Genomic DNA, 25,944 nt, shown 5'->3' with positions numbered 1-25,944 from the left:
CTAACCGAGCCGTGCTGGCTGGCCGACAAACAGTGGACTTTGAGTGTCGAAAAAGCTACCCTATTGGTGGTGCCGCTGAGCGTACGCGCGCACTGCAAATTTTCGTTCTGGATATGACAGTACTCAAAAAACCTTCCGCTGTGCTCTGCGCACGCTTCCGTCGGATGAACCTAAAAGATTAGGTCAGTCGAGCCGCCTCCAACGGGTCGGACCCGTTGGAGGATAGGCCCAAAGTTCAACTTCGCTATTTTTTCGACTCAGCCTGCTTTCGCAGTCGGTTGAGCTTCGTCGGGCCGCCGTCTCTAATTTCGATCAAGAAGCGGGTGAGATCCAGAAACTGTTCTCGGCTTTGCAAAGTGTTGGCCAGTCCGACGGGCATCGTCGATGTTTTCGACGTGATCACGTCTTCGACATCATCCATCGGGATCACGCGAGGTTTGCCTTGGTCGGCTGCGATACTGAGCGTGATCTCGTCTTCGGTCTCCTCGATGAGGAATCCGGATAGGATCGCCCCGTCAACAGTGATGACGTTGGCCGTTTGGTACCCTTCAAGGATGCTTTCAGAGGGCTTCAGGATCGACTCGACAAGGTATTCGTCGGTGAACTCTTTGCGAGTGTCAGTCAACTTAGGACCGAGCTGATATCCAGCGCGGACATCATGGCAGGTTGCGCAGCCGGTCTGTTCCCAGTAGAAGAGTTTGGCACCTCGAATCGCGTCACCATTTTCGCGAGCGTCGCGGATCAAGTCGGCGACCGGTTCTTGGAGCAGTTCTTTCTCCAGCTCGCTATTGGCGAGTTCCTCTTGGACCATTTCCGGGCGGCTTCCCTCGGGGAAGGGATGCATCTCGAGCAGCTCCTCGGGGCTGTAAAAGCGTTGACGACCGGTGGTCTCGGCCCGGACGCGTTTGACATCTTGAGGGCGGACTCGATCGGCATCGTTGCCCCAGCTATTGCGAACGTAGGTCAGCACACTGGCGATCTCTTCATCGGAGAACATGTTGCCGATCGCGGTCATGGGAGGGACACCCAAGTCCGGCTCAAAGACTTTTCCGCGCACACGGATTTTGCCCCAGATACCGTGGAGGGTTAGTTTGATCAAGCGATCGGGATCGCCGTTGATCCACTCGCTGCCCGCCAGTGGTGGATAGACTCGCACAACACCTTCACCATTTTCACGGTGGCAGGCGTAGCAGGAGCCTTCTTCAAAGAACACCTTCTGGCCGAGGTCGTAAGTCTTGGCAAAATTCTTGTTCTTGAACTTGTCGGACTTGGTGCGATAGTCTTTCGGTTTCATCGCACCTTCGAGTTTCCCGGCGAGCAGTTGGTCATAATCGACCGAGAGGGTGAGTGGGTCGAATGAGTGCTCATCGACTTGGCGCTCCACAGCGGGCTTGAGCAACCACATGGCGCTATTGAGCGCGTTGCGAATCCAGCGATCGGTATTGCGAGATGCGACGGTCAGCAGGACTTCCGCTCCCGCTTTCCCACCGAGCCACGAACCCGCCGCGAGTGCTTCCAGCCGAACGCGTGGATGTTCATCTTTCGCAGCTGTGAGCAGGTAGGTTTGCGGTTCGTCTAAGAGGTGCAGGCAGTGACGAACGACTCGAACGGCAGCGGCGCGGACCCGGTGGTCTTTTGCCTTCAGGCATTGCTCGAGCAGCTCCGTCGACGGTTCCTGTTGTCCCCAGGTAGCCCACAATGCCTCGAGAACCAAGCGCTCATCACTTTCGTGATTGCTGGCGAACTGCATGGCGGCATCGAGAACGGCTTGCTTGTCACGACCACTCAGTTCGACGTGCGATCGCGTTCTCGCGTTGAGCTCAGGCAGCTTCATGTTCTCGAACAATTGATCGATCTCGGCGCCTGCAACGGCGGGTGGATCCACCAACGCTCGGTCGGTGTGCGTGATTCGGTAGATGCGACCATACTCTGAGTTCCGTAACGGATCTCGTGCGCTGTGTTGCATGTGCCCGATCAGCGTGTTGTGCCAATCGACGAAGTACAAACTACCGTCGGGGGCCACCTGCAAATCACAGGGCCGGAAGTTCCCATCGGAAGACTGAATCAGGTCCTGGCGGAACTTACCTTTGATCTCGACACCATCTTCCATCGTGTCGTACTGTTTGATGCCAAGAAACCCGATCGAGTTTGTGTAGAGATAATCGCCTTGTACTTCGTCGGGGAAGTGCCTGCTGTAGAGAAACTCCGCACCCGAGGTGGGCCGAGCGTGGTGTTCGTAATTGAATTTCGAAACCTTCGGAATTTCTTTGGAGTGCGGGACTTTGACGGAGTAGCCGAGCATCCAATATTGAGCACCACCGGAAGCATCATTGACAACGGTCTGGCCGAATTCGTCGTGGGCAACCCCCCAGGGGTTATTCACGTCGGTCTGCATCACTCGTTCGACTTTCCATGAGTTCGGATCGAATCGCCAAACCCCACCGTCGGTCATCCGTTGAGGACCCCAGGGCGTTTCGACTTGCGAGTGCAGGAATCGACCTTCGCACATGTAGATACCATTTCCATGATCCATGTCGAAGGCGGAGATGGCATGGTGGGTGTCGTGTGAATCGAAGCCATCGAGCAGGTATTCAATCTTGTCCGCGTGGTCATCCCCATCGGTGTCTTGGAGTAATACCAAGTACGGCTCTTGAGAAAGGTAGACGCCCTCGGGAGTCAGCTCAAAGCCGATCGGCATATGCAGTCCGTCGGCGAAAACAGTTTCCTTATCGGCCCGGCCATCTCCATCGGTGTCTTCGTAGATCAGCAGCATGTCGTTGGGCTTAGAGTCGCCCGGCTTGTAGTGCGGGTAGCTCGGAAGCGTCGAGACCCACAGGCGTCCCTGGTTGTCGAACTCCATCTGGGCTGGGTTGCCAAGATTCGGGAAGTCATGTTCTGACGCGAACAGGGAGACTTCATAGCCGTCGGGAAGGGTGAACTTCTCCATCGCGTCTGTTTCGGCATCGAGATAGTTCGTCGAGCCATTCTTAGGGCTGATCCGGAAATTGGTTTCGACCGTCGTCAGGGGACGCGTAATCGAATCATCGATCTCGAGTGTCGCCGACTTGCCTTCGGCGATTGCCCAAATATTTCGGTCACGCAACACCGTCATCTGACGGATCTTCTCAATTTCCTCTGGGTAATTGAAGTTCCCATAGGGGGCCCATCGGCGGCCATAAGCGTGCACGCCGTTGAGCATGCGATAGTCGTTGCGCCAATACCACGCCTTGTCCTGCACGGCTTGGTGGAGCAGAGAATCGGTTTTCGGGGTAACTCCGTCAGCACTGAAGAGTTGTTTCATCAAAACCGGGGCGAGTTTCTGATAGCCGGTTTCGGTGAGGTGCACACCATTGATCGTGAGCGGCTGCGTGGAGTTCTCAAACCACTGCAGGGTTGGCGAAAACAGATCGACGAAGCCGACGTTTTTCTCCTCAGCAACACTCTGCACCGCGTCGGCGTAGGCCTTCAGTAGTGTATTGCGTTGCTCCGCGTTCGGAAGATCGAACTCAGGCAGCTGCTGCATCGCGATGGGCGTCGCCAGGACGAGTCGCGGCGGTTGCTCGGCATCACTCTCGTAGGAACGTGACAGCGTGTGGTCAACGAAGGCGCGGAGTTCATTCTTGAAATTCTCGATGCCGTCCATGCCATCGAACGATTCGTTGAAACCGAAGAACGCGACGATTGTGCTCGCCTGGACGGTGGTCAACCAATCATCTGGTTTGGGGTAGTGTCCTTCCCCGAAGTGACCTTGGATCTCGGGTCGGAACTTTTCAGCACCGGGAAAGGCCCACGGGTCAGGGTTCCCGGCCTCAGGACGAAACGCTGGGGTGTGGCCCGGGAATCCCATGTTACGAAACGTCAGCTTCTTCTCGGGGAATTGTTGGTAGAGCGCCGTTTCGAACGCGTTATACAATTCCATGCGAGCGGCCAAGGTGTTGCCGAGAAAGGCAATCGTTTCGCCTTCGACCGGATCCAGTGGCAGCGATGTCGCGGGCGCGTCGCCCTCGAAGGGTGTGGGTTGCAGGTAGTCCGGCCGCACTTGTTTCGTCTGTTGCTCCTGAGCGTCTGTGACGGTCGTGATCACCTCGGGAGCGTCGGTCTGTCCCTCGTCAGCCATTGCGGGCAGCGAATGACCGGTGAGACAGACCGTTAAACAGGAAGTGAGACTCGCTAGTAGCAGGCGAGAAGGCATGGATTTCATATGGGTGGTGGGTCCTACGAATGCGAGAACGAACTCGGTATCGCAATCAGAATGTGGGGAAGAAAGGGAAAGCGGCAAGTCCTCGAGGTCACTACGAGGGCGTAAGCAGTGTAGTTCCTCATTTAGCTTAGGTGGAGACTGCGGCAGGAATCGCTCCGAAGTATGGCTGCCCGCCATTTCAAATCAGAGCGACCCCAGTTGCAGCGGAATAGCTAGTTGTACTGCGCTTGCTCACGCAGTTCGGCAGCCTCTTCTTTGGCGCGGACTTTGTCCTCCTCCAACTGCTGTTCAATCGTCTTGGTTTCCTCGGGTTGATTGACAGTGTTCGGCCCGGAGTCGGAGCATCCAGGGGCGAACGTACAAAGACAGCAGATTGAAGTGAGTGTGAGTAGTTTCCTGATCATGGAGTGATCCTGGGTGAGTGGGAAAGAGATGATTAAAGTGTCGTGTCGGTCTCACGACCTTGCATGCTGCCGGCTGCGCCCCAGATCCCGTAAGGACTGGCGGCTCCAGGTGGAGGACCACCGGTCACGCCAACCGGACGCGAGGAGAGATCCCCGGTGTCGATGCTTTCGGTAACAAAGGTGACCGAGCCGTCGAGTTTGAGCACGTGACAACCACCCTGGTGACGGCTGGCGGCGCTGAAATTACCGCCCTGCGAACCGGGGTTGTTACCCCGATTGCAGCTGGGGGAATTCGGTGGGAACGACGTGGTGACACCGGAAAACAGGGGATCTCCACAGACCCAGCTATTGCCGCGCGTACGTCCGGAGTCGGCATCGGCACAGAGCGGGGTGCCGACGGCGTAGAACTGCGGTCGCTGCGGGTCGACCGGATCGAGCAGGCAGTTTTGCCGCGGATCGTTACGAAACTCAAGTCCTGAACCGTTGACAATGTCGCCGATCACCTCGCGATTGCCGCTCGAGAGCACGATCTCTGCCATGGCGACGGTGTTACTAGTACCGTCGAGGCAATCACGGAACCGAGTGAATTTGGTATCGATGAAGGCGCCTCGTTGCTGGTCGGGGTTGCTTTGATTGACGTTGTTGCAGTTCCAGAAGCTATCGCCATAGGAGAACCCATAGTTGTTTTTCCCCTGAGGAGTGGGCGAGGGAGGATAGACGTCGCTGGGACACAGCAGCGTCGCAATCTGGGTATTGAAGGGGTCGTATTGGTCAAACCAGTGTGGTGGTCCCATCGGCGGGTAGACATCGCTGGTGTCTGGATCGACCCAGGGATTGGAAATCTGTTGCCACACAGCCTGTTGCTCCATGAAAGGAAGCATGCCTGGGAAGGCGCTCTGCCGACCACGGTTGGTCAGACCTCCGCCTGTCGTGCCGCCGCCCTGTTTCGGCAGCCGTTGGTAGGTCGAGTGGTAGTTGTGCAGCGCCAAGCCGAGTTGTTTGACGTTATTGCCACAACTCATCCGTCGCGCCGCTTCCCGAGCGGCTTGAACCGCCGGTAGGAGCAGCCCCACTAAAACGCCAATAATTGCGATCACCACGAGCAGTTCCACTAGCGTGAAGCCAGCTCGTCTGGAGAATCGCGGCCGATCCGTGAGTCCCGAAAATTTGAACGAATAAAACATCATTTTCACCTATCCATCAGAGAAAAATTAGAAAAGACCAACAGTTGTCACGGAGAATCCGGCAGCCACTGGAGTTCCTATAGGGTATGGAGTTTCCCTTAATGGGTCAAATGGTTCCCCCCCGAACTGTGTTTCAGAGTGCCAGGTGCAGACGGTCCAAACGCAGCTTCGATCGTGTGTGGCTGCTTGATCCACACTGGTTCAGATGGGGGGCTGGGTCAGACTCGAGGTCACCGGGTAGCGGGCCACGCGAGCGGAAATCGTCAGCTGCGCATGACGGACGGCACCCTGAGGACGAGCTTGTAGACCCCCGCCCGCTTCGCTGCCAAGGATGGAGCCAGGACAACAAGAACCCCGACTGGATTCGATGAAAATGGCGGTGAGTGGCCAGCTTCGAACTGCCCTGACTAACCCTCCTAACCGGCCCATGCGGAATTCTTTCGGCAAGCGTCAATCCCAGGGGGGATCGTTACCGATGACCTGATCAGTACCTATTGATTGGTTGTCACTGGATTCAATCTGCGCGGCCCACGCCGAGCCGAGGCATTGGATCCAGACGGCAGTCAGTGGGTGCGCACGGATGTCCCAGTTCGGGGAACGCGTCGATCGGTGGTTGGCATCAACCAACACCGCGGCATGCTCCGATTGGGGGATCCCAATCGATCAAGGACGATCGAACGTACCTGTTCTGTCCATGTTTGGGTCGATTGTGAACGCACGTCGTCTATTCCCTACGTTTTGCGCGGTGATGCTGATCCTCAGCATCAATGGTTGCTGCTGCTTGGGGCCGCCGCCGTTGCGGACGCCGTATGTGATCGCCCCGTCTCCGGCGAATTGGAAGTGCGATTGGTTGCCGTGGTACCAGCCTCGGCAGGACTCACGCGCCTGCGATCCGCTTATCGCTGGGCAGCTCGACGGCATCCCCTTCACGTCGCCATCGCCATTGGTGCTTGCTGAGAACGCGTACGCGCAGGCCGAACGTTTGCACATGGACTGCGACGACCAGGCCGTCGACTATTGGGCTCGCGCGATCGCTTGGAGCGGCGACGCCTTGGCTCAAGGTGACGCGTGCCAGTGCAGTGGAGGGTGTTTGGGGACCGGATGCCGATGGGGAAGCCGAGTCGGGCGTGCCGAGCAGGTCCGCAAGAGCGCGATGATCCGTATCCTTACCTTTGGGGAGGCCTACGGGCGTCTGGACCCGACCTCAGACCTGCTCGTCAATGCGGCCACAGGACCGCTGCGAATCCCCATTGTCCACCACGGGTTTGTCTGGGAGACGCAAGACTTTGAGCATTTGCTCGTGTTCGAACCGCCTGCTGACGCCCCTGGCAATGTCTGTGGGCGTGGTATCCCGCTGGTCGTCGTGTCCCGGACGAAGGCAAACCATTTGACACCGACGCCCTGTGATAGCGATTCAGCGGGCGACCGGCCTCAGCGAACCCCCTGTGACTTTGTGGACTCGCGAACGCCGTTCTCAGCTACGGCATTGTTCGATTTTCCCAGCTCTCTGTTTCGGGAGACAGCGGAGGCGGAAGCTGGCCCGTTGGCAGTGCCCGAGTCAGCTTCGGTGACATTCGTCAATCCGCTTGAGCTTGCCCCCGGCAGCGACGGTGGCTTCGTCGACGCCGATGGTAGTGGCGGTGCGATCGCTCAGAGCCCAGCGATGTCTCTCGACTATGCGCGGCAGGCCAGTCGATACAATCCACTCGTCGCGTTTTTGAGCGGCAACAACGGGGTCGACCAGCCGCACCTGCGATTCCTCCAACCCTACCAGCCTGACAAGATTCCGCTCATCGTCGTCCATGGATTGCTGTCGGATCCTGCTGCGTTCTTAGGGATGGCGGAGGCCGTGCAGTCCGATCCAGTGCTGCGGCGACGCTATCAAATCTGGGTGTTTCGGTACCCGACCGGCGACAATGTGTTGGACTCCGCGGCGGCTCTGCGCGAGCGGCTCGCCGAAGCGTTCGCGTGCTGTAACGCGTGCGGAAGCCCATCGCCGATGATCGCGGCTCCCGAGATGTCACTGCCGAGCGGACTGGTACCTAGCGATGAGATACCTCTCGATGAGCCGATCGGTTTGCTGGCGCTTGAACCTAGCCGGCGCGAATCGCCCCAGGCATCTCGTCCACCTGCGGTGATTGTGGGGCACAGCATGGGTGGATTGCTTTCGAAACTGCAGGTGACCGATAGTGGCGATCGATTGTGGCATTCGGTCGCCAACATTCCGTTTGCGCAGCTGCGTGGTTCGCCGGAGTTGATTGAGGAACTACGCCAGGCATTCTTTTTCCGAGCCAATCCCGAGATCGGCCGGGTCATTTACATAGCCACGCCGCATCGAGGGTCCCAGTGGGCCTCGCAATGTATCGGTCGGATCGGATCCGCATTGGCGGGGATTTGGGGGCGGAAGAGAAGCGACTATGAAACCATCATTCGGGACAACCCGGGCGCGTTCTCAGGCGAGTATTCGGCATCGTTCCCGTCGAGCGTGGAGCTGTTGCGACCGACCAGCCAATTGCTGCAATCGCTCGCCGATACGCCGTCGACGCCTCGCGTTCGCGTCGATTCGATCATCGGGAATTCCTGCTGGTTACCCGTTTCGGGGGCGTCCGATGGTGTCGTTCCTGTCCGTAGCGCGTATCGGGCCAACGCGGAGTCGACATCGTTGGTTGGCTCCACCCACACGACCATCCTGCAATCTCCCGAAGCTCAGCAGATCGTGCTTGGCATCTTGCGAGCTCATCTCGCCGCCGAGCCTGGGACGCTCCCCATCACGAACCCTTTCACAGAGTCTTACGCAAATCCTTTCACCGAGCCCGTCACCGAGCCTTCCACCGAGCCTTCCACCGAGCCTTCCACCGAGCCTTTCGCCGAGCCTTTCGCCGAGCCCGTGATGGGGCCTTCGTCAGTCACCGAGGTGGCGTATGCGGACATCGAGTACGAGGGCGTGCTCGCGGCTCCCCAAGTCGCTCTTCCTTGAGCCTCCTGAGTCGGCTCGGTGAACCAACGACGCTCAGCGAACCATTGACGCGCCGAATGGAATCCATGAGATTGGGGCGGTCCCGCCCGCAGCCGCATTGCTGGCAAATCATCCGATATCGAACACCAGTCAGGAATGGCGACGATGGACCCGAATCAAATTGCGATCGATGCGCTGCGAGCGGCGGTCTCGGCAGCACCTGGAAACATCGAGTTGGTGCGTCAGCTCTGCGAACTGTTGATGCGCGTGGGGCGAGACGACGAGGCGGAGGATCAAGCCAAGGCCGCCTCGGCTCGCTTCCCAGATCGTCACAACTTTACACTGCTGTTGGCTCAGATCTTCTTCCGCCGCGGCAAGGACTCGCACGCCTCCGCCATTGTGGAAACCCTGTTGAAGGCGGACCGCGACGACGCTTCGGTGCTGCTGTTGCAATGCCGACTGCAGCAACGCCGAGGGGATATTCGCGGTGCTGTCGCTACCTACCGAGATGCGGTGGCCAATGACGAGTCGGCTCGTGATTCCGAACTCGAGAGTTTGCTCGGGCTGCGCGACTTTGATGAATCCGACGAAGGCAAGATCCCCGACGCGGTGGGTATGCCCGATTTCGACGTTGACGGCAGTCGCGATGAAGAGGATGCGGCACTGCCCGAAATGGAAGCCGACCTTTCCGACGGTTTCGAATCGGTTGGTGGCATGGACTCGGTCAAGGAGCAGATTCGGCTGAAGATCATCTACCCGCTGCAGCATGCCGAAATGTATGCGGCGTATGGAAAAAAGGTCGGTGGCGGCATTTTGCTTTACGGACCTCCCGGCTGCGGCAAGACGCATCTCGCCCGCGCGACAGCCGGGGAAGTGGGGGCCGGTTTTCTCTCGGTGGGCATCAGCGACGTCTTGGACATGTGGGTTGGCAATAGCGAAAAGAACCTGCACGCTATCTTTGACAAGGCGCGGCGCAGTAAACCCTGCGTGTTGTTCTTTGATGAGGTGGATGCACTCGGTGCCAGTCGCAGTGACATGCGCCGCAGCGGTGGACGCCAGATGATCAACCAGTTTCTCAGCGAGCTCGACGGCGTCGAAACGAACAATGATGGTGTCTTGATCCTGGCGGCAACAAATACACCCTGGCATCTCGATAGCGCTTTTCGCAGACCCGGTCGTTTCGATCGTGTGATCTTTGTTCCTCCACCCGATGCCAAAGGCCGCGAGGCGGTACTGGAGATCCAGTTGCGAGGCAAACCCACCGACTCGGTCGATCACGGCAAGGTCGCGGCCAAGACGGAAGGTTTTTCCGGGGCAGACCTGAAGTCGGTGATCGATGTGTGCGTTGAGCAAAAGCTAACCGAAGCCATCGCAACCGGATTGCCCAAACCGATCGTCACCAAAGATCTTTTGACTGCGGCGAAGACCATTCGCCCCTCGGTCAACGAATGGTTCGCGACTGCGCGGAACCATGCTCTGTATGCCAACGAAGGCGGCGTCTACGACGAGGTGCTGGACTACTTGAAGGTGAAACGCTGATGTCGAACGATCCGAGTGAAACGATCCTGCGACGGGCAGGCATGCTGTTGGAACAGCGTCGATACAGCGCCGCACAAGCGGAGCTGCGGCAGGTTTTGGCGGAGTATCCCGAACACACCTACGCACACTCGCTCCTGTCGCTCGCCCTCTCGCAAGATGAACGAGTCGGCGACGCTGCACGCACGCAGGAGCATCGCGAGCAGTTGCTCGAGGCGACGCGGCATGCCGAGCTGGCGATTGCGAGCGATCCAAACGATGCACTGGGGTTCTACGCGTTGGCGTTCTCACGACTCCAACGCGGCGACTGTCCCGCAGCGATCGAAGCGGGCCAGACGGCGATCGCGCTCGATCCGTACGATGCCGATTCCTACGCGATCGTCGCCGGAGCACAGCTGCAGAGCCGCAAGTTCGCAGACGCTTTAGAGACAGCCGATCGGGGGCTGAAAGTCGACCCCGAGCATGGTTCCTGCACCAATATCCGCAGCCTCTCGCTGGAGCGGCTCGGACGCGGCGGCGACGCGATCGAGGCAGCCAAGGCGCAATTGGGGCGGCAGCCCGATGACTCGACTGCCCATGCCGCCGTCGCCTACGCACACCTTAACCAGGGTGAGTACAAACAGGCTCAGCTAGCTTTCCGCGAAGCCCTGCGGCTCGACCCCACCGATGAGTTCGCACGGCGGGGGATGATCGAAGCGATCAATTCGAGCAATATCTTCTACCGCACACTGCATCGCTATTTCGTCTGGATGGGACGACTCGATCAGCGCGTCGCGTTCGCGGTGATGATCGGGTTTTACTTGCTGATTCGGAACATCGATCGCCTGGCTGAGGCGGTGCCTTTTTTGGCTCCCTACACAACTGCGATCGTGATGGGCTACGTGATCTTTGCGCTCACGACCTGGATCGCCTCTCCGCTGATGAACACCGCCTTGCGACTGCACCCCTTCGGCCGGCACCTACTCAACGGCCGCGAGCGACTAACGTCCAACCTGATCGCCATCCTGATGGGGTTGGCGTTGGTATCGCTGATCGTAGGGCTGGTGTGGTTCAACCTCACCGTGGCCATGGCGGGGGTCGTGTACTGTTTCCTGTTGGCCGTGTTCGTGGTTGCCACGATGAACATGCCGACCCGGATGGGCCGGATTGGAATTGGGCTGGCATCCGCTGTCGTGGCCGTGATGCCGTTCATTCCTGGGATGTTTGTGTATTTCATCTATGGCAGTCTCGCGATCCAAATCGGCAGCCAAATGTTGGCTGCCCGGAGCCGCGCGTTCTGAAGGACGTGGCCGTTAATATCGGCCGCGATTCGGCGACGAGACGCGGCTGCTGACCTGGGGCACCATGGGGGTCTGTGTCAAGTTCTGCGATGCCTTGCCGCGGAACTCTACGAACATCAGAGCATCGGCGCGGCCGGCGGTGGCGCCCGTGATCGACGCGAGGTCGAGGAACGGAATCGCTGCCTGTTCGCGATCCGGGCTTGCGACAACACCACAGGACAGCAGCAATACCATGTCCGATGGCCAGCGGAATCGCTCGTGCAAACGCCAGCTTACCAGTTGGGGCACGTCGATTTTCGTTCGGTGAACCTGTTGGTTGGGCAGCGGCAGATCCAGCTCCACGGGGACGAATTTGTCGACTTGATCGATGTTTGCATTAATGACGCAGTCGAGCGTGCGGCCATCGATGCTCAGCAGCGGGCTCAGTTCGAGTTGGTAGCCTTCCTGGATCTCGCCCGTCTCGGGCTCGTAGGGAGGCCAACCGGCAGGCGAATGTTTGACGTTGAGGACATAGTTTCGGCCACGCGTGTGCGACAATTTCTTGGTCTGGCCGTTGTGGGCAACGATATCGACAGCTTGCACTTGCCTCACGTCGGTGCGTTGCCGCAACAGGTTCATCACGAGAGCGGCATTCTCTTTGGTCAGCAACCAGGCTTGGATGCCGGGCGTTTGCACGTTGACGTGCTGCATCAGCATGTGGGCGCGGCTCCGCCAATTCGGGCTGCCGACGGTCATCACCTTCAAGTTCATGACTTGCGGGTCCTTGTCGCCGGCGACGAAGCGATCAACGATGCCCGCGATGGCTTGATGCATTTCGTTGGTGTGATAGACGGTCAACTCGTCTCGGTCAGCGGTCATGAAACCAAACGGCTCGGTGTGCCAGACATCGGTTCCAGTTTCGCGAACGATCCAGTCCACGACCGCTTGGTGAGGACTATCCTCTTTGGTGAGGTAGCCGGTGTAGGGGCGCAGGTCATAGACCCGCAGTTCTTGGCCGGCACCGCGCGGCAACTCGCCGCCATCGCTGAGGCGACCTGATGAACCGCCTGAGGGGGTGTTCTGTGCGGGCGCTGCTTGCAGGCTCGGAGGCGTGTCGGCACGCGGAACGAAACCTCCTTGTTGCGACGAACCTTGCGGCTGCGTCGACGGCTGGCCGGAGACGGAACTCGCCGGCAGCGTGGGGCCTTGCCCCGCGACTCCTGAGACGCACAGAGCGAAGAGGAAAACCACAGGTGTCACTATCGCCCCGACGCAGGCAAGCCTTCCGAAGAGGTTTCGTGTAGAGGAGGCCAATGGGATCGGATTGCGTCGCATGATGAATTCGTGGAGCAGGAGGAGCGGCGTCGTACGGTCGCAGGCGACAAACGCGGGCCTGTCGGCATGTGATGCTCGCAGCTATAGGTTTTTTTCGCAGAATCCCGCAAGTCGAATTGAAAAAAACTTGCTCACCTGAGTGCTCGATGCCCTCGTTACCCGACCGGGCAACCTTATTTGCACTCGGTCTCGGCAGCCTCACCGCTAGGGCGTCGACGCCGTTTCGGATCGATCATCGATTGCACTTGGGCCGCCTTCTGGCCTTGGTACGCACCGGCGCTGGCATGGAACTTGGGCACGTCCTGGATTGCCAGTTCCAAGGGGGCGTCGGTAGCTTGTTCGGTCGTGATGATGTCGCCCACGGTGAGCCCGAGCAGATCGCTCGTCTTGATCCGGCTATGGGCGAGCGACACGACGACACTCACGTTGGCTGCATCCATTCTCTCGGCAATCTGTCCCCGCGTGAAATCCGCGCCCGCACGATCGGTTGGCTCTTGCATCCCGGCATGAGCAAGCCGATCACGGTACGTTTCGATGGTGCGGTAGGGGATGCACAGGGTGATCGTCTCCCGGTGGGTGCCCCATTGAATCTCAAAGTCCGTCTGGATAATGGTCTCATCGGGCCGTGCCACTTGAGCTTGGTGGGGCCGACTTTCGATCGACTCGAGCGTGGGATTCAGCGTGAGGATCGCGTTCCAGGCGGGAGCCAGCGGCTCGATGAACAACGCGACCAGTCGCGAGATTAAGCGATTCTCGATCTCTGTCAGGGGTCTGGGGGGCACTTCACCCGGAATGGGATCACCACCGAGCATGCGGTCGATGATTGCGAAGGCGAGAGATGACGGCATATCGAGTAGCCACTTGCCGTCGAGCGGCGTGGGCGCGATCACGCTGAGGCAGGTCGGCTTCTCCCGCGATGCCACAAACGTCGCGTAGTCCGCAGGCTGGACGCTGAGCACTTTGACATCGAGCGACACCCGCAGCAATTCCGACGCCGAGAGCGCGAAACTCTCGGCGACGGTCTCGTGCAGCGACCAGAGCGTTTGCAATTGCTCCTTGCCGACGCGGTCGGGGCTTCTGAAATCGTAGGGGGTGACGGACGGGGACGATCCCCGATCGCCGGCTGGCACGGTAGGCTCGGATCCGTGCGATCCAGCCGGGGCAGGCACACTGCCGGTTTCCGCGGCGGCTGGTGTTGCTGGCGGCTCGCGTCCGGATGTTTCGCTAAGTGACTTTCCAACAGCACTTTGCTGCTCGGCCGCCCGATCGCCTGCACAGGCGTTCTCGCCCCCATGGGCCGATTCCATTGCTTTGAGCAAATTTTCGACTTGATTGGGGCTTAGCGATTCGGCGGACATGAAAAACCTCAGCTGCGTAGATGACCGTTGCCACGTACGATGTACTTGTAGCTGGTCAGTTCCCGCAAGCCGCATGGGCCACGGGCGTGAAACTTATCGGTGGAAATTCCGATTTCAGCTCCCAACCCGAACATCCCGCCGTCGTTAAACCGGGTGCTGGCGTTGACCATCACGGCCGCGCTATCGACCCGTTCAGTGAACTTCTCCGCATTGGCAATATTATTGGTAACGATTGCCTCGGTGTGACCCGAACCGTACTCGGCGATGTGGTCGATAGCCGCGTCGAGGGAATCGACGATCGCGATGCTGATCGTTGGTCCGAGGTACTCCGTTGCGAAGTCTTCCGGGGTCGCAGGGACACCGTTGCTGACGAGTTTGGCAGCCCGATCGTCGACCCGCAGCTCGATTCCACGGGCGGAGAGTCGCTCGGCGATTTTGGGCAGTGCGTCGCCAGCGATCTGCTCGTGAACGAGCAGGGATTCGCATGCGTTGCAGACGCCCAGGCGATGGCATTTCGCGTTCTCGACCACGTCCACTGCCATTTCCACGTCGGCTTCGGAGTCGACGTAAACGTGACAATTCCCGTGGTAGTGCTTAATCACCGGCATAGTGGCTTCGCTGGCCACGCGTCGAATCAGCCCCTCGCCACCGCGGGGGATGGTGACGTCAATCTGTTTATCCATTTTCAGGAAGTGTCCGACGGCCGCTCGGTCGGTCGTAGCGACCAACTGAACCGCTTTTTCAGGGACACCGACCTTGCGAGCCACTTCGGCAAGCACGTTGACGATCGCTTGGCTGCTATGCATGGCCTCTTTGCCGCCTCGCAAGATCACGGCATTGCCGCTCTTGACGCAGATTCCCGCCGCATCGGCGGTGACATTGGGCCGGCTTTCGTAGATGAAGAAGACCACACCCAGCGGCACGCGGCGTTTTTCAATTCGCATTCCACCTGGGCGGGTGAAGCCATCGAGGACTTCGCCGATGGGGTCATTCAAGGCCGCGATTTCGCGCAGCCCCGTCGCGATTCCTTCAATCCGCTCCGCGTTGAGTCGCAATCGATCGACGCTGGCGTCGGTGAGGCCGTAGTCCGGGGCCGCTGCGAGATCCTTCTCATTGGCCGCCAGAATGGCATCGGTGGCCGCGATCAGCGCGTCGGCAGAATCGAGCAACCAACGGTCTTTGATTGTCGTGTCGAGCGCCGCCAATTGGCGCGAGGCGGCTTTCGCAGCTGTAGCGATTTCGAGACAGGTTTCAGCTAGCTCAGTAGACATATTGTTCCGAAAATGGATGGAAATGCTTCGTCATGGGGTCGTTTTTCTAGCGACCCCCTACTCCTGCAGTTTAGAGCAATCTGCCCCTCTCGACGACCAGACTGCCGGGGGGCGTCCAGATCTATCGAGTGCGATTCGCAATCTGCTGACCCTAGCCACCTCGGATCACATCTCGTACTGGTAGCCGAAGACCGCGTTGAAGCCGGGGCCGTCGACTCCGCTGCCGAGCACGCGGTAGTACTTGTCAGTGATGTTTTCGATCGCAACGGAAACGCGATGTTGGCGCGCATCGCCGAATGATCGCCCTGTTCGCACGTTCAGTGTCGCGTATCCCGGCGTCCCTCCGGCGATGAATCGAACGTCTCCCAAATTAGACTCTGCGTAGCGATCGGCTCGATCGACCATCCATGTGTAGACATCGACGTACCCACCGAGCGACGGCTCGGTGAATCTCAGCCCCAGTGTGCCTTGCATGGGTGGGATGCGGGAGAGAGGGTCGTCGCGTGTCGTGTTATTCCCGTAGGTGTAGAAGAAGTTGCCATACAGAGCGATGTTGCGATCGAGCAAGTATTCTCCTGCCAGCTCGGTACCGTTGATTTTTGCTTCTTGGTTCGTCAAGAATCGCTGTCCATCGATCACCTCGCGGTCAATGAAACTGTCAAAGTCCGTCCAGAACTCGGTGACTTGCAGACGCAGCCTGTCATAGTTGAACTTCAAGCCCACCTCGTACGTTTTGCTGTGTTCTGGCTCGACGTCCAGGTTTCCTATCAAGGGAGTTGACTGGTCGTTCTGCAGGAAAGTCTTGTTCGCGGTCAGGTCGTCGATCGTGGGGGCTCGGAAGCCTTCGTAGTAGCCTCCGACCAACCGCCACTCGCGGCTCAGTTTGTAAGAGAGCCCGAGGCTTGCCACCCAGTCTTGATAGGTGCGTTGGAAATACTGTTTGCCCAGTGTGTCAAATTCGGGCGACGCGGAAATATTGATGTTCTCGTATCGCACAGACGTGGTCGCGTTGAGCCGTTGGGTGACGTCAACATTCCAGGATCCATAGACACCCACCCGGTCGGCCTGCGAGTCGTCAGGGTACTGAGGATCATCGGGAACGGGAGCAGCGCCAGCTTGGGTGGGGTCATCGATGCGGACGCGTTGAGCATCGATGGACTCGTCGTAGTAGTCCGTGCCGTAGGTCAGTTTCCCGTAGTCATCAAGGTCTTTGATCAATGACATCGTGGTGCCCCATCCCCAATCATCGAATTCCCCGATTTCCCGCCGAGTCGGTACCGAATCGGGATCATTGTCGGCGTAATGGTCAACGATGCTCGCTTCTTTGGTACGCATACCAGAGAGGGTTACCGAGTAGGCGTTGGCCAGGTACGCGTCGTCGGGAAGCAGTCCTTCTAAGCGTCCATAAATCAGATCTCGCTGTTGCGGATCGAAAACAGTCGGACGTTGAGTCGGGACGTCCCCATTGGAGGCGGGGCCGAGCACGAACGGGAGAAAGCGGTCGCTGCGTTTAAGGTCGTTCTGTTCGAAATGCTGCATGGCGAATGTCAGCAAGTGGTCGTCGGTCAGCATCCGCTGCAGTTTGACATCGCCCGCGTACTGTTTGTAGTCGGTGCCTGGTTGGCGTCCGAGATCACCGCCACGATCGAGGTTGCCGACATCGAGGTAAGAGATGCCGCCGCTGACGCCGGTGGCGCCATACCATCCACTGAAACCGGTTCGTGTGTACGAGGATGCTTCCGCCGTGCTGTAGTACTGCGTGAACTGAGGACTGGCGTAGTCACCACGAAGCGGATCGGCTGACCGGGTGACGAAATTGATCACGCCCCCGATTGCGTCACTCCCCCACAGTGCGGATTCCGCACCCCGGATGACCTCGATTCGAGAAAGAGAGCCGGGATCGATTGTCGCCGTGTACTGGTTGGGCCCCGGCCTCAGCACACTGGTGTTCATACGAATGCCGTCGATGAGGACGAGGATTTGCTGGCCAGTGAGACCTCGAATGAAAGGAGAGACTTGACCGTTACCGGTTTGTTGCAGCATCACGCCGACCTCGTTCTGCAAGGCTCGGTAGACGGTCGATGCGTGACGTCGGTCGAGTTCCTCTTGGTCGATAATGGTGCCGAGTCGGGGCGAGTCGAACAGGTTCGACTCGGTCCGCAGGACGCTGTTGAGACCGGTCGGATTGCTCATCGTGCCACCAAAGGTCTGCTCGCTCAGCGACTCAAAGGAATCGCTCCATGGTGCGTCTGGGGTGGTGGCGTTCGGCGAATCAGAGTCGCTATTACTGGTTTGGCCTGCGTTGCTCGAATCCGCTGCTGGGATATCGGTGAGAGGATCCGATGGGGTCGCTGGATCCAAGCCAGCACTCGCCGGCGGATCCGTGTTCGCGCCGGCGCTCGGCGGGGATACCGCGTCGGTGGGCGGGGCTGAATCACTCGTCTCGGGCGGCCGAATTTCAATTTCAGGGAGGGTGGGGGTGTCGATCTGCTGCAGGGCGTTTGTCAGCGACAGCTGCCGCCCGGACGCGCCGAAGGGCTCATCGGCGAGTGCGGTCGTGGCCAGCGTCGGCAAGAGCGTCAGGATGAGTCGGGTTGATAACTTCACGATTCGATTCCGTAGTCGAGCGGTTGGTTCACGATGGGATGCCTGCCTAGCAATTCACCCCAAGGGGGGTGACCACCTTCAGAATCGGTAAACGTGATTTGATCGCTTCAATGCATCCGCGCCGTTGCCATGGGATTAACGCTAAAAAACGGAACTCAACAGGACGCAGCGGGGTTGTCGGCGAAGATTCCACCACCCGGGGCGAAATGTTCGCCATCTTTGGCCGAACAGACCCCGCCGGCGTCCTTCTGGGCGAAAATCCAGGAGCAGATCACCGTTCATCACCTTCGCCTTCGAGCGACACAATAGCTATACTGACGGACGTGAATCGGTCCATTTCCAACCAGCGTTCCACGTTCGTGTCGCTCGCCGCGCATGCGGTTGTGACGTTGGGCTTGATGTGGATTCCGGTCTCGGCTTTGGAGCGATTTCGCACCAGCGGCCAACGCCAGGTCATTGCGATCGAAATGACACTTGGCGCCGCTGGCTCGACTGCGGACTCGCCACCGGAGAGCGTAAAATTGCCAGCGGAAATATCCGAAGAAACAGCCGAAGAAAAGCCAGTGAAACGACCCGTTGAGCTGCTTCGGACGCCGCCGCCCAAACGCACGGACCTTGATCAACGGCGAGAGATGAAACGGCTTGTTCGCGCTGACAACGGGCTCGATCGCATGAAGGAAAGGTTGCCGGCTCTCGATGCAGCCCGGCAAGAGACCATCCCGAGCGCGACGCAAGACGCTAAGGCGCCGCTCGAGCGGGTTGCCACTTCGGCGGAGCGACCCACGGTGTCGGACATCAAACCGAAACGCCCGCGGCGGCGTCGAGCGACTACGGCGATGGCTACTGTTGCCACGCCCGCGGTCAACCCGATGGCTGGATTGGAAGCGACGGAGGTTGAGTTCGATTCCAATCCGATGCCTGAGTATCCGGCCGCCGCAGTCGCACAGCGGCTGGAAGGCACGACGATGTTAAGGCTTTCGATCGACCGGCAGGGCCGAGTTCGTCGGGCCGTTGTGCTGCGATCCAGTGGGAGTCAGCTCCTCGATGAGGCCGCGTTGGCTGCGGTTTCCAAGTGGCATGGCAAACCCGCCACTCGCTTTGGCGTGCCGATTGAAACCGAAGAGGTACTGCCCATCCGCTTCCGCTTGTGACGGGAGCCGGTCGTCCTGATGGGAGACAGGTGCCCTCGCTCAGGCGGTCAGGATCACGGCGATGGCGTGTCCCGGAGAGGTGTGCGTGATGACCATTACGATAGGACTCTCGAGCGGCCGAAGCTGATCGCTGACGTTGAGGGGCTCGATATCAGCACCCCCGCTGCTCTGACACAGGTCGGCGTGCGGCACCGGTGGGATCTGTTTGGTTTGCAGGCAAACGCAGCCGGCGAGTAGCCCCATCATGCCGCTGGCCGCACCGGTGTGGCCGAGCAGCGTGGCAGGCAGGATGACTGCGGCGTTGGGCAGTACCTGTGTCAACGCTTCGCGTTCACAGGCATCGAGGACTGGATCGCCCGCAGCATGTCCTACCACGGCGCCAACTTGGTGGGCTTCCATTGCCGCGTCGGCGAGCGCGCCCTCCATGGCTGCAACGATTGCCGCAGCGGATCCCCGACCGGCATCGGGGCGAATATCGGCGTTGCGGTCGCCGGAGACGAATGCCGGCGATCCGATGAATCGGGATGCAAAACCGAGTACCCGCGCCAGTGGCTTGGCTCCTCGCGCCTCAGCCGTATCGGCTCGTTCGAGGACCAGTCCTCCGGCGCCCTCACCGCGGACCAAACCGTCGGCGTCGACCGCGTGCGGACGGCTGGTGCGGGCGATCGGATCGACCACGGTCGCGAGCGGTTGGTCCTCGGTAAACGATGCCCGGGTCGCATTCAATCGAGTGCCGCTGGCGCTGACGACGAGGAAATCAGCGATCCCGCGATGCAAGTAACCACAAGCTTCGATCAGGGCAGCGGCCCCTGAGACGTCGCCGACCGTGAGCGAGTTGTTCGGTCCGTGGGCGTTGAGCACGATGCTGTAGTGACACGCCGGCATGTTAGGCAGGTACTTCAACAACCAGAGCGGCGTGATGTGCCGCATGGCTGAGTTACCAAACTCACTGGGGTCGAACACACCATCGGAATCGACGCTGTCGGCATAGGCGTCGCTGAGTTCCAAGGGTGGCCCGTAGAGCAGTTCGCTTCCAAAAACAGTGCCGATCCGATGGCTCTGGATCTTGCCGCTCTCGGTGTAACAGGGGGTCTGCGACGATGGCTCGGCCGCGGGTTCGGCGGGCAGATAGGCGTGTAAACCAGCGTCCTTGACCGCGAGTTGCGAGGCGGCGTAAGCCGTTTGAATCTCGCGGCACATGACCTTGAGCGCCTTCCGCGGTGTGACGAACTGTTTGGCATTGAAGTCAACCAGTCCGGCAACGACGGCTGTTTCACCGACAAGTTCGAGGTTGCCGTTCTCGGTTCGATATTGCAGCACCACGTCTTCGCTCGACGCCGTCGCTTGTTCGTCGAAGTGCCGCACCCCGCTGTCGCCGTTGAGCAGAGCCTTAGTAAACGCCTCGCGGCCGACCCCGATCGACGACACCATGCCCACGCCGGTAATCACGATGTCGGACGATTTCATGGGGCGTGACTTTGGAACGATGATGAGTGACAGATGGCAGACAATAGCGAAATCCCGCGGGTATTTGCCGCACCAGTATGGTCAGGAAGTGGTCGACCCACCAGCCTCTAGGCGGGGATTTCGCGTGAAATCCAGACTTCAGGCGAGCGAAAAATCGATAGGAGCGTCAATATCCGGATGCAGGCTCTGGTGAACGGGGCACTGACGGGCCGCCGAGGTCAGGCGATCTCGCATCGCCTCGTCCAATTCCAGCGAGGCGGGGAACGTTACCGTCGTCGCCAGCCGCCCGATCCGCCGCGTCGGTGCCTGAACCATTTCCTTGGTCACCTTGACTGCTGTGCCGCTGAGATCGACATCATGCCGGGCAGCCACAATCCCCATGATCGTCATCACACACGTACCCAATGCGGTAGCGACCAAATCGCTCGGTGAAAACGCCTCGCCACGACCGCCGTTGTCCGTCGGTGCGTCGGTGACAATCTGTTGGCCACTTGGGCCGTGGGTCGCCTGGCAATGAAGCTGACCCTGATATACCGCTGTGATTTCTACTGACATGGAATTGCGATTGGGTGAGAGGAAGTCAAAAGTCAAACAAGGTGATCGGTGGAGGATAGTCGTCTCCGCAGAGATCTCATACCCGCTCTGCCAAGTCGATCGGCGTGGCGGCATCGATCGAGGCAGCGAGCGCATCGAGCAGCATCTGGGTTTGCACGGCCTGATCGTGAAACTCTTGCCAGGGCGTCACGCTCTCAGCAGCCGTGTCGATTCGGATCCAATCAGCCAAACGAGCAATCATCTCTCGTTCCTGATGGCACCGCGTGCCAGGCTGAGACTGCCCGGCACCCGTGGAATCGGTTTGCGTCTCGCTCGGTGGAACGAACGTGTGGACTTTGCCTGACGCTTCGTGTACCCAGCTGCGAGCGGGTTTGTCAGCCCAGGGCCGGGTGAAATCGTCGCATACGATCGACGCGTCCTGGCCAGCAATCTCGCACCATTTTCGCGTTGTCGTGTCGAATCCGCAGGACAGGGTAGCGGTGGCCGCATCGGGGAAACGCATGGTTGCCGATACACGGACGTCGATCCCATCTCGCATCACGGCGGTTGCGTAAACTTGCTCGGGCAATCCACCGTGAGCAAATCGGATCATTCCCGCTGCGTACCAACCCAGGTCGAGCAGCACCCCGCCGCCCAAGTCCGCAGCGAGTCGGTGATCACCGCTTTGAAACGGATTGGGAAACGAAACCGCGGCGCTGACGTGTCGTAGTGGGCCGACTCGAAACGGAATCGCGGGATCCGCAGGCGGCTGTTCATCGAGGAATAATTCATCCTGCTTAGCAGCAGCGGTGGCAACATCGGGCGGCGGGGTCGCCGTGCTCAGCCACTGGCGAAACTGAGCGGTGCGTTCGTGGTGCAGCCAGGCGGTCGCGTCGAGGAACCGCACGTTGGCGCGGTCGGCAGCCGCGATCATCTCAACGACCTCGGCCGCCGTGAGCGCAACGGGTTTTTCACAGAGCACGTGCTTGCCCGCTCGGCAGGCCGCGAGCGTCCATTGGTGATGCAGCGAGGGAGGCAGGGCGATGTAGACGGCATCGACATCGTCGCGAGCGAGCAGCGCGTCGTAACCTGATACCGCCGCAGGTATCCCGTGGCTGTCGGCTGCCCATCTCGCTCGCTCGGCCGTTCGAGACGCGATGGCCGACACTTCGACGCCAGGAGTCGATTGCAAGTCGGCGACCAATCGGCGCGTGATCCGGCCGGTACCAAGGACGCCAAATCGAACGGGGGAGGAAGCCATGGAGAGTTCGTAAAATCAAGGGAGAGAAGTGATTCCTACGGGCGATCGGCCCAATCTTCCTCGCAATGCTCACAATCCGCAATCGGGAACCCAGCTTCTCCATCGATTTTCAATTTCACTCTTGCTCAATCGGCTTTGGCAAGGTTTGCGTGCTAGCGTTCCTACGGACGAATTCTTTTTTCTTGCTCGACCGATGGAACGATGCATTTCACAGCGATCATTGACGATCTACGCCGACCGCAGCGTGCAGCCGCACGTTTGTTGCGTGGATTCTCGCTGTGGGTTGTCGTGGCTCTCGTCGCCTGCAGCGGATGCAGTCATCTGCGTTTGCCAGCGATTGATCGCACCGGCACTTGCTTGTTTGCTCCCTTGCCAACCACCACGCAACTCGCGCTGCCGTGCATGAACGGAGAGGGCTGCTTGAGCTCCTGCGGGTGTTTGGGGTGCTTGAATGATCTGGGGTGTTGCTTGCGTTGCCCTGGATTCGATTTTCCCAACTCAGCGTTCCCGGAGCCGGTCGAACCAGCACCGTGCGCCGAACCCGGAGCCGCGACCGGCAGCGGATTCGTCGACAATGAACCCTGCGTACCCGGGCCGGACTGTAGCGGTGATTGCCTCGTCGGACCGCCTGCGGTTCTCTACGGCAGTGAAATCTACGCCAAGCATGATTGCAAGCTGCCTTCGCGCGGCAAAAGAGGCTGTATCCTACTATCACCGCAGAAGATCGTCGCTCCGGTCGGCGGTGAAGTCATGTTCTTATCAGGAATCTGCGGGACCGATGGCTATTTGCAGGTTGCCGAACCGCTTGAGTGGATGCTCAGTCGCGATAGCGTCGGCAACATCATTGCCGTCGACGACAACGCGCCCGGTCTGATGCACCAGCTCGCCAGCGTACCCCTGGCCAAGAAGCAGGACGGCTCCTACGCACGTGGAGTGACCAGCACCAAGGAAATGTTGATCACGCGTGGCAATACGAATCCGAATGACGATGTCAAACTCGAGAAAGGGCAAACATGGATGACGTTGAGCAGCCCGAGCGAAGGCACCAGTCACGTTACCGTGCTTGCTCCCGAAAGTGATTGCTGGGATCAACGTAAAGCCTCCGCGACAATTTACTGGGTCGATGCCCGGTGGTCCTTCCCCGGACCGCAACGCCTCACCGCTGGCGTCGCTGCCGAACTCGTCACCCGTGTGACTCGCGCCGAGGGTTCCCTACCAGCACGCGGATGGAAAGTCCGTTACGAGAACATGAATCCGGAACTGGCTACTTTTGCGGGCACCGATGGGTCCTCTGTCGTGGAGGTCAACGTGGACGATTCCGGGAATGCGTTGGCAACACTCGTGCCGATTCCTGACACCTCAGGCAATGCGGTCATCGACATCCGCGTGATCCGCCCCGGTGGCACCGCCGACAACATGCCCGAGTTGACGCTCGGACGAGGACAGTCCTACGTGACATGGTCCTCTCCTCAGCTGACTCTGCGCACCGGCGGACCGGAAATCGCATCGTACAACACGCCCTTTGATGTGTTTGCGAATATTGCCAATCCCGGCGATCAGGACGCGACGGGAATTGAAGTCCGAGCTGCGATCCCCGATGGGGTCCAGGTCATTGCGACGGACGCCTTTGCAAAGACATTTCCCAATAGCGTGGTTTGGGAAATTGGAACCATTCCGCCCCAGCAGCAACTCGACATTGGGCTGAAGCTGAGTTCGGGATCGCCGGTGTCGATTGATTTTGAAGCCCGCGGTGACGGAGGATTGGGCGCCAACGGCAACATTCGCGTCGACATTTTCCGGCCCGCGTTGGCGATGCGCGTTGTTCCCGGAAAAGAACGCTGTGAGACGGGTGAGAAGGTTCCCTTTGAGATCGAAGTCGAAAACACCGGAGACCGACCGCTCCGCGATGTCACGCTCACCGCATCGGGTGATCAGTACATGATGCACAGCGAGAAGGGCACGCGAGAAGTGGGCAACGACAAAGTCGATGGTCCGCTACAACCAGGTGAAACGTGGCGGAGCACCGTCCATTTCACACCCACAGACTCGGGACTGCGCTGCGTGAACTTCACTGCTAATGCAGCCGGCGGGCAGCAACAAACTCAGTCCGCCTGCGTGACCGTGATTCATCCGGCACCGCCGACACCCGCGCTCGCAGTCACCGTCTCGGCAGCCCGTGACGAGTTGGCTGTTGGGGAGAAAGTGTTTGTGCGCGGCCGGGTCGAGAATACGGGCAAGCTGCCGTTGCAGTCTGTCCGGGTAACGATGTCGTATGACGCGCAGCTTATTCCAGAACAAGCCACGGTGGATTTCCCACGCAACCTCGATACACCCTACTTGATCACATGGACCATTCCAGAGTTGCCTGCTGGCGAGACGGCGGTACTCGAGGCCGAGTTTGCCGCTCAACAGCACAGCGTCACGAGCCAGTTCATTTTCACGGCGGAGTCGGCTGAGGGAGCCCGCGGTCGCGCCGGCACCAGCGTGCAAATCTTCCCAGGAGCTGCTCCTACGCCACCGCCAGCATTACCGCCCACGCTGCCACCCGCGATGACCCCGCCGGCGATCCCGGGCGGACCGGGGACGCCGCCGGCGCCTCAGCAACCGTACACGCCACCGCCAAGTCCATCGGACCAGCCCGCCCCCGGCACGCTGCGTCTCGATGTCCTGCAACGGGACATTTCACCCCGCGTTGGCGACCCAATTGGATACTCGATTCGACTGACCAACGACACCGACCAAATCGATCAGGCCGTCCAGATCGCCTTTGATCTGCCCGCAGGGGTCACGGTCGTCCGTCTGACCCAGACGCAGAGCCCGGAGCTCGGTCGGTTCACACGCGGTGGCAACACGATCTACTTTGAAGAGATTCGTTCGATCAAACCGCGTGAGTCCATTGACTATGAACTTGTCCTGCAGAGCAACCAGCCGCAGAACTTCAATCTGTTGATCGAAGCGGTCAGTCGCAACTTCCCCGCCGGGATCGCTGCACGCCAGCCCACTGAGATCGCCCCCTAGGCGAACGGCGGTAAAGGGGCTCGCGTTGGGGACTCCTGTTGATTACCCACCAATTTTCTCCCCCGTGTGCTTGTCACACGCCGAAGCGACGTTTTGAAATCAGAAAAACGCGGTATCGACACGCGTTCCCCTGTCAGCTTGTCTGACAGGAAACCAAGTCGATCAACTTTGCTGTCATGCGGGGCAAGCCCACATGGGAGCGGGCTGAATGCTCCATCTTTATCTAATCACAAAACGGAGATTCCTGTCAGTCACCCACAAGTATCCCGTTAGGGATTAAAGAGAATAGCCGCAGGTCAGCGCAACGCCACCTACGGTGATTCGTTGGTCACCGAACGTCGACCCCGAAGTGGGTCGCAGACCTCGTCATGAATGATCTTCCACCCCATTCGGGGTTGGCTC

General features: G+C 59.5%; 16 protein-coding genes. 6 read left to right on the top strand and 10 right to left on the bottom strand.

All coding sequences use genetic code 11. The features are described 5' to 3' along the window. Positions 1–182: hypothetical protein (locus tag CA85_RS25455; RefSeq protein ID WP_222435494.1), on the top strand; the 182-nt coding region annotated here is incomplete at its 5' end. A 62-nt stretch (positions 183–244) separates the two neighbouring features. Here CA85_RS25455 and CA85_RS21190 read toward each other — a convergent pair. From CA85_RS21190 to CA85_RS21180, 3 genes are all read right to left on the bottom strand, one after another. Beyond that, positions 245–4,192, bottom strand: coding sequence for a PVC-type heme-binding CxxCH protein (locus CA85_RS21190; protein WP_246113042.1), 3,948 nt, complete (start codon positions 4,190–4,192; stop codon positions 245–247). A gap of 221 nt (positions 4,193–4,413) precedes the next feature. Next, a complete protein-coding gene (locus tag CA85_RS21185) occupies positions 4,414–4,605 on the bottom strand; it encodes a hypothetical protein (protein WP_146393360.1) in 192 nt (63 codons plus the stop codon). Between the two features lie 32 nt (positions 4,606–4,637). Then, positions 4,638–5,792 carry a DUF1559 domain-containing protein gene (locus CA85_RS21180; RefSeq protein ID WP_315852729.1) on the bottom strand — a complete coding sequence of 385 codons (1,155 nt, stop codon included), beginning with the start codon at positions 5,790–5,792 and terminating at the stop codon, positions 4,638–4,640. A 742-nt stretch (positions 5,793–6,534) separates the two neighbouring features. On the opposite strand from CA85_RS21180, the gene CA85_RS25145 reads away from it, so the two are divergent. The 3 genes from CA85_RS25145 to CA85_RS21165 all read left to right on the top strand — a co-directional run bounded on the left by CA85_RS25145 (position 6,535) and on the right by CA85_RS21165 (position 11,561). Beyond that, a complete protein-coding gene (locus CA85_RS25145) occupies positions 6,535–8,766 on the top strand; it encodes a hypothetical protein (protein ID WP_186775106.1) in 2,232 nt (743 codons plus the stop codon). Between the two features lie 144 nt (positions 8,767–8,910). Beyond that, a complete protein-coding gene (locus CA85_RS21170; protein WP_186775105.1) occupies positions 8,911–10,284 on the top strand; it encodes an AAA family ATPase in 1,374 nt (457 codons plus the stop codon). Continuing rightward, a complete protein-coding gene (locus tag CA85_RS21165) occupies positions 10,284–11,561 on the top strand; it encodes a tetratricopeptide repeat protein (protein ID WP_186775104.1) in 1,278 nt (425 codons plus the stop codon). The genes CA85_RS21170 and CA85_RS21165 overlap by 1 nt, the downstream gene beginning before the upstream one ends. Positions 11,562–11,573: 12 nt before the next feature. Here CA85_RS21165 and CA85_RS21160 read toward each other — a convergent pair whose 3' ends face one another. The 4 genes from CA85_RS21160 to CA85_RS21145 form a co-directional block, all read right to left on the bottom strand. After that, positions 11,574–12,800 carry a hypothetical protein gene (locus tag CA85_RS21160; protein WP_246113041.1) on the bottom strand — a complete coding sequence of 409 codons (1,227 nt, stop codon included), beginning with the start codon at positions 12,798–12,800 and terminating at the stop codon, positions 11,574–11,576. A gap of 248 nt (positions 12,801–13,048) precedes the next feature. Beyond that, positions 13,049–14,233 carry a flagellar motor switch protein FliM gene (locus CA85_RS21155; protein ID WP_186775103.1) on the bottom strand — a complete coding sequence of 395 codons (1,185 nt, stop codon included), beginning with the start codon at positions 14,231–14,233 and terminating at the stop codon, positions 13,049–13,051. 8 nt (positions 14,234–14,241) lie between these two features. Next, complete coding sequence (locus CA85_RS21150; RefSeq protein ID WP_146393355.1) at positions 14,242–15,504, bottom strand: glutamate-5-semialdehyde dehydrogenase; 1,263 nt, start codon at positions 15,502–15,504, stop codon at positions 14,242–14,244. A 165-nt stretch (positions 15,505–15,669) separates the two neighbouring features. Continuing rightward, positions 15,670–18,111, bottom strand: coding sequence for a TonB-dependent receptor (locus CA85_RS21145; RefSeq protein ID WP_146393354.1), 2,442 nt, complete (start codon positions 18,109–18,111; stop codon positions 15,670–15,672). 323 nt (positions 18,112–18,434) lie between these two features. Between CA85_RS21145 and CA85_RS21140 the strand changes: the two genes are divergently transcribed. Then, positions 18,435–19,262, top strand: coding sequence for an energy transducer TonB (locus tag CA85_RS21140; protein ID WP_186775102.1), 828 nt, complete (start codon positions 18,435–18,437; stop codon positions 19,260–19,262). A gap of 39 nt (positions 19,263–19,301) precedes the next feature. On the opposite strand, the gene CA85_RS21135 is transcribed toward CA85_RS21140, so the two are convergent. The 3 genes from CA85_RS21135 to CA85_RS21125 all read right to left on the bottom strand — a co-directional run bounded on the left by CA85_RS21135 (position 19,302) and on the right by CA85_RS21125 (position 22,524). Then, positions 19,302–20,729, bottom strand: a complete 1,428-nt coding sequence (locus CA85_RS21135) for a beta-ketoacyl-[acyl-carrier-protein] synthase family protein (RefSeq protein WP_146393352.1) — start codon at positions 20,727–20,729, stop codon at positions 19,302–19,304. A 138-nt stretch (positions 20,730–20,867) separates the two neighbouring features. After that, the gene (locus CA85_RS21130; protein WP_146393351.1) at positions 20,868–21,284 is read right to left on the bottom strand and encodes an OsmC family protein; all 417 of its coding nucleotides are present in this window, start codon (positions 21,282–21,284) and stop codon (positions 20,868–20,870) included. A 76-nt stretch (positions 21,285–21,360) separates the two neighbouring features. Beyond that, positions 21,361–22,524, bottom strand: a complete 1,164-nt coding sequence (locus CA85_RS21125) for a Gfo/Idh/MocA family protein (protein ID WP_146393350.1) — start codon at positions 22,522–22,524, stop codon at positions 21,361–21,363. 201 nt (positions 22,525–22,725) lie between these two features. On the opposite strand from CA85_RS21125, the gene CA85_RS21120 reads away from it, so the two are divergent. Continuing rightward, positions 22,726–25,542, top strand: coding sequence for a COG1361 family protein (locus CA85_RS21120; RefSeq protein ID WP_146393349.1), 2,817 nt, complete (start codon positions 22,726–22,728; stop codon positions 25,540–25,542). Positions 25,543–25,944 lie beyond the last annotated feature (402 nt).

The sequence above is a fragment of the Allorhodopirellula solitaria genome (assembly GCF_007859855.1).
Lineage (GTDB): Bacteria > Planctomycetota > Planctomycetia > Pirellulales > Pirellulaceae > Rhodopirellula > Rhodopirellula solitaria.
This window is presented reverse-complemented; position numbering and strand designations above follow the sequence as displayed.

Coding starts and splice junctions, on each gene's coding strand:
- CA85_RS21130 (WP_146393351.1), bottom strand. CDS start 21,284: ATGTCAGTAGAAATCACAGCGGTATATCAGGGTCAGCTTCATTGCCAG.
- CA85_RS21190 (WP_246113042.1), bottom strand. CDS start 4,192: ATGCCTTCTCGCCTGCTACTAGCGAGTCTCACTTCCTGTTTAACGGTC.
- CA85_RS21150 (WP_146393355.1), bottom strand. CDS start 15,504: ATGTCTACTGAGCTAGCTGAAACCTGTCTCGAAATCGCTACAGCTGCG.
- CA85_RS21135 (WP_146393352.1), bottom strand. CDS start 20,729: ATGAAATCGTCCGACATCGTGATTACCGGCGTGGGCATGGTGTCGTCG.
- CA85_RS21125 (WP_146393350.1), bottom strand. CDS start 22,524: ATGGCTTCCTCCCCCGTTCGATTTGGCGTCCTTGGTACCGGCCGGATC.
- CA85_RS21165 (WP_186775104.1), top strand. CDS start 10,284: ATGTCGAACGATCCGAGTGAAACGATCCTGCGACGGGCAGGCATGCTG.
- CA85_RS21170 (WP_186775105.1), top strand. CDS start 8,911: ATGGACCCGAATCAAATTGCGATCGATGCGCTGCGAGCGGCGGTCTCG.
- CA85_RS21155 (WP_186775103.1), bottom strand. CDS start 14,233: ATGTCCGCCGAATCGCTAAGCCCCAATCAAGTCGAAAATTTGCTCAAA.
- CA85_RS21185 (WP_146393360.1), bottom strand. CDS start 4,605: ATGATCAGGAAACTACTCACACTCACTTCAATCTGCTGTCTTTGTACG.
- CA85_RS21120 (WP_146393349.1), top strand. CDS start 22,726: ATGCATTTCACAGCGATCATTGACGATCTACGCCGACCGCAGCGTGCA.
- CA85_RS21180 (WP_315852729.1), bottom strand. CDS start 5,792: ATGATGTTTTATTCGTTCAAATTTTCGGGACTCACGGATCGGCCGCGA.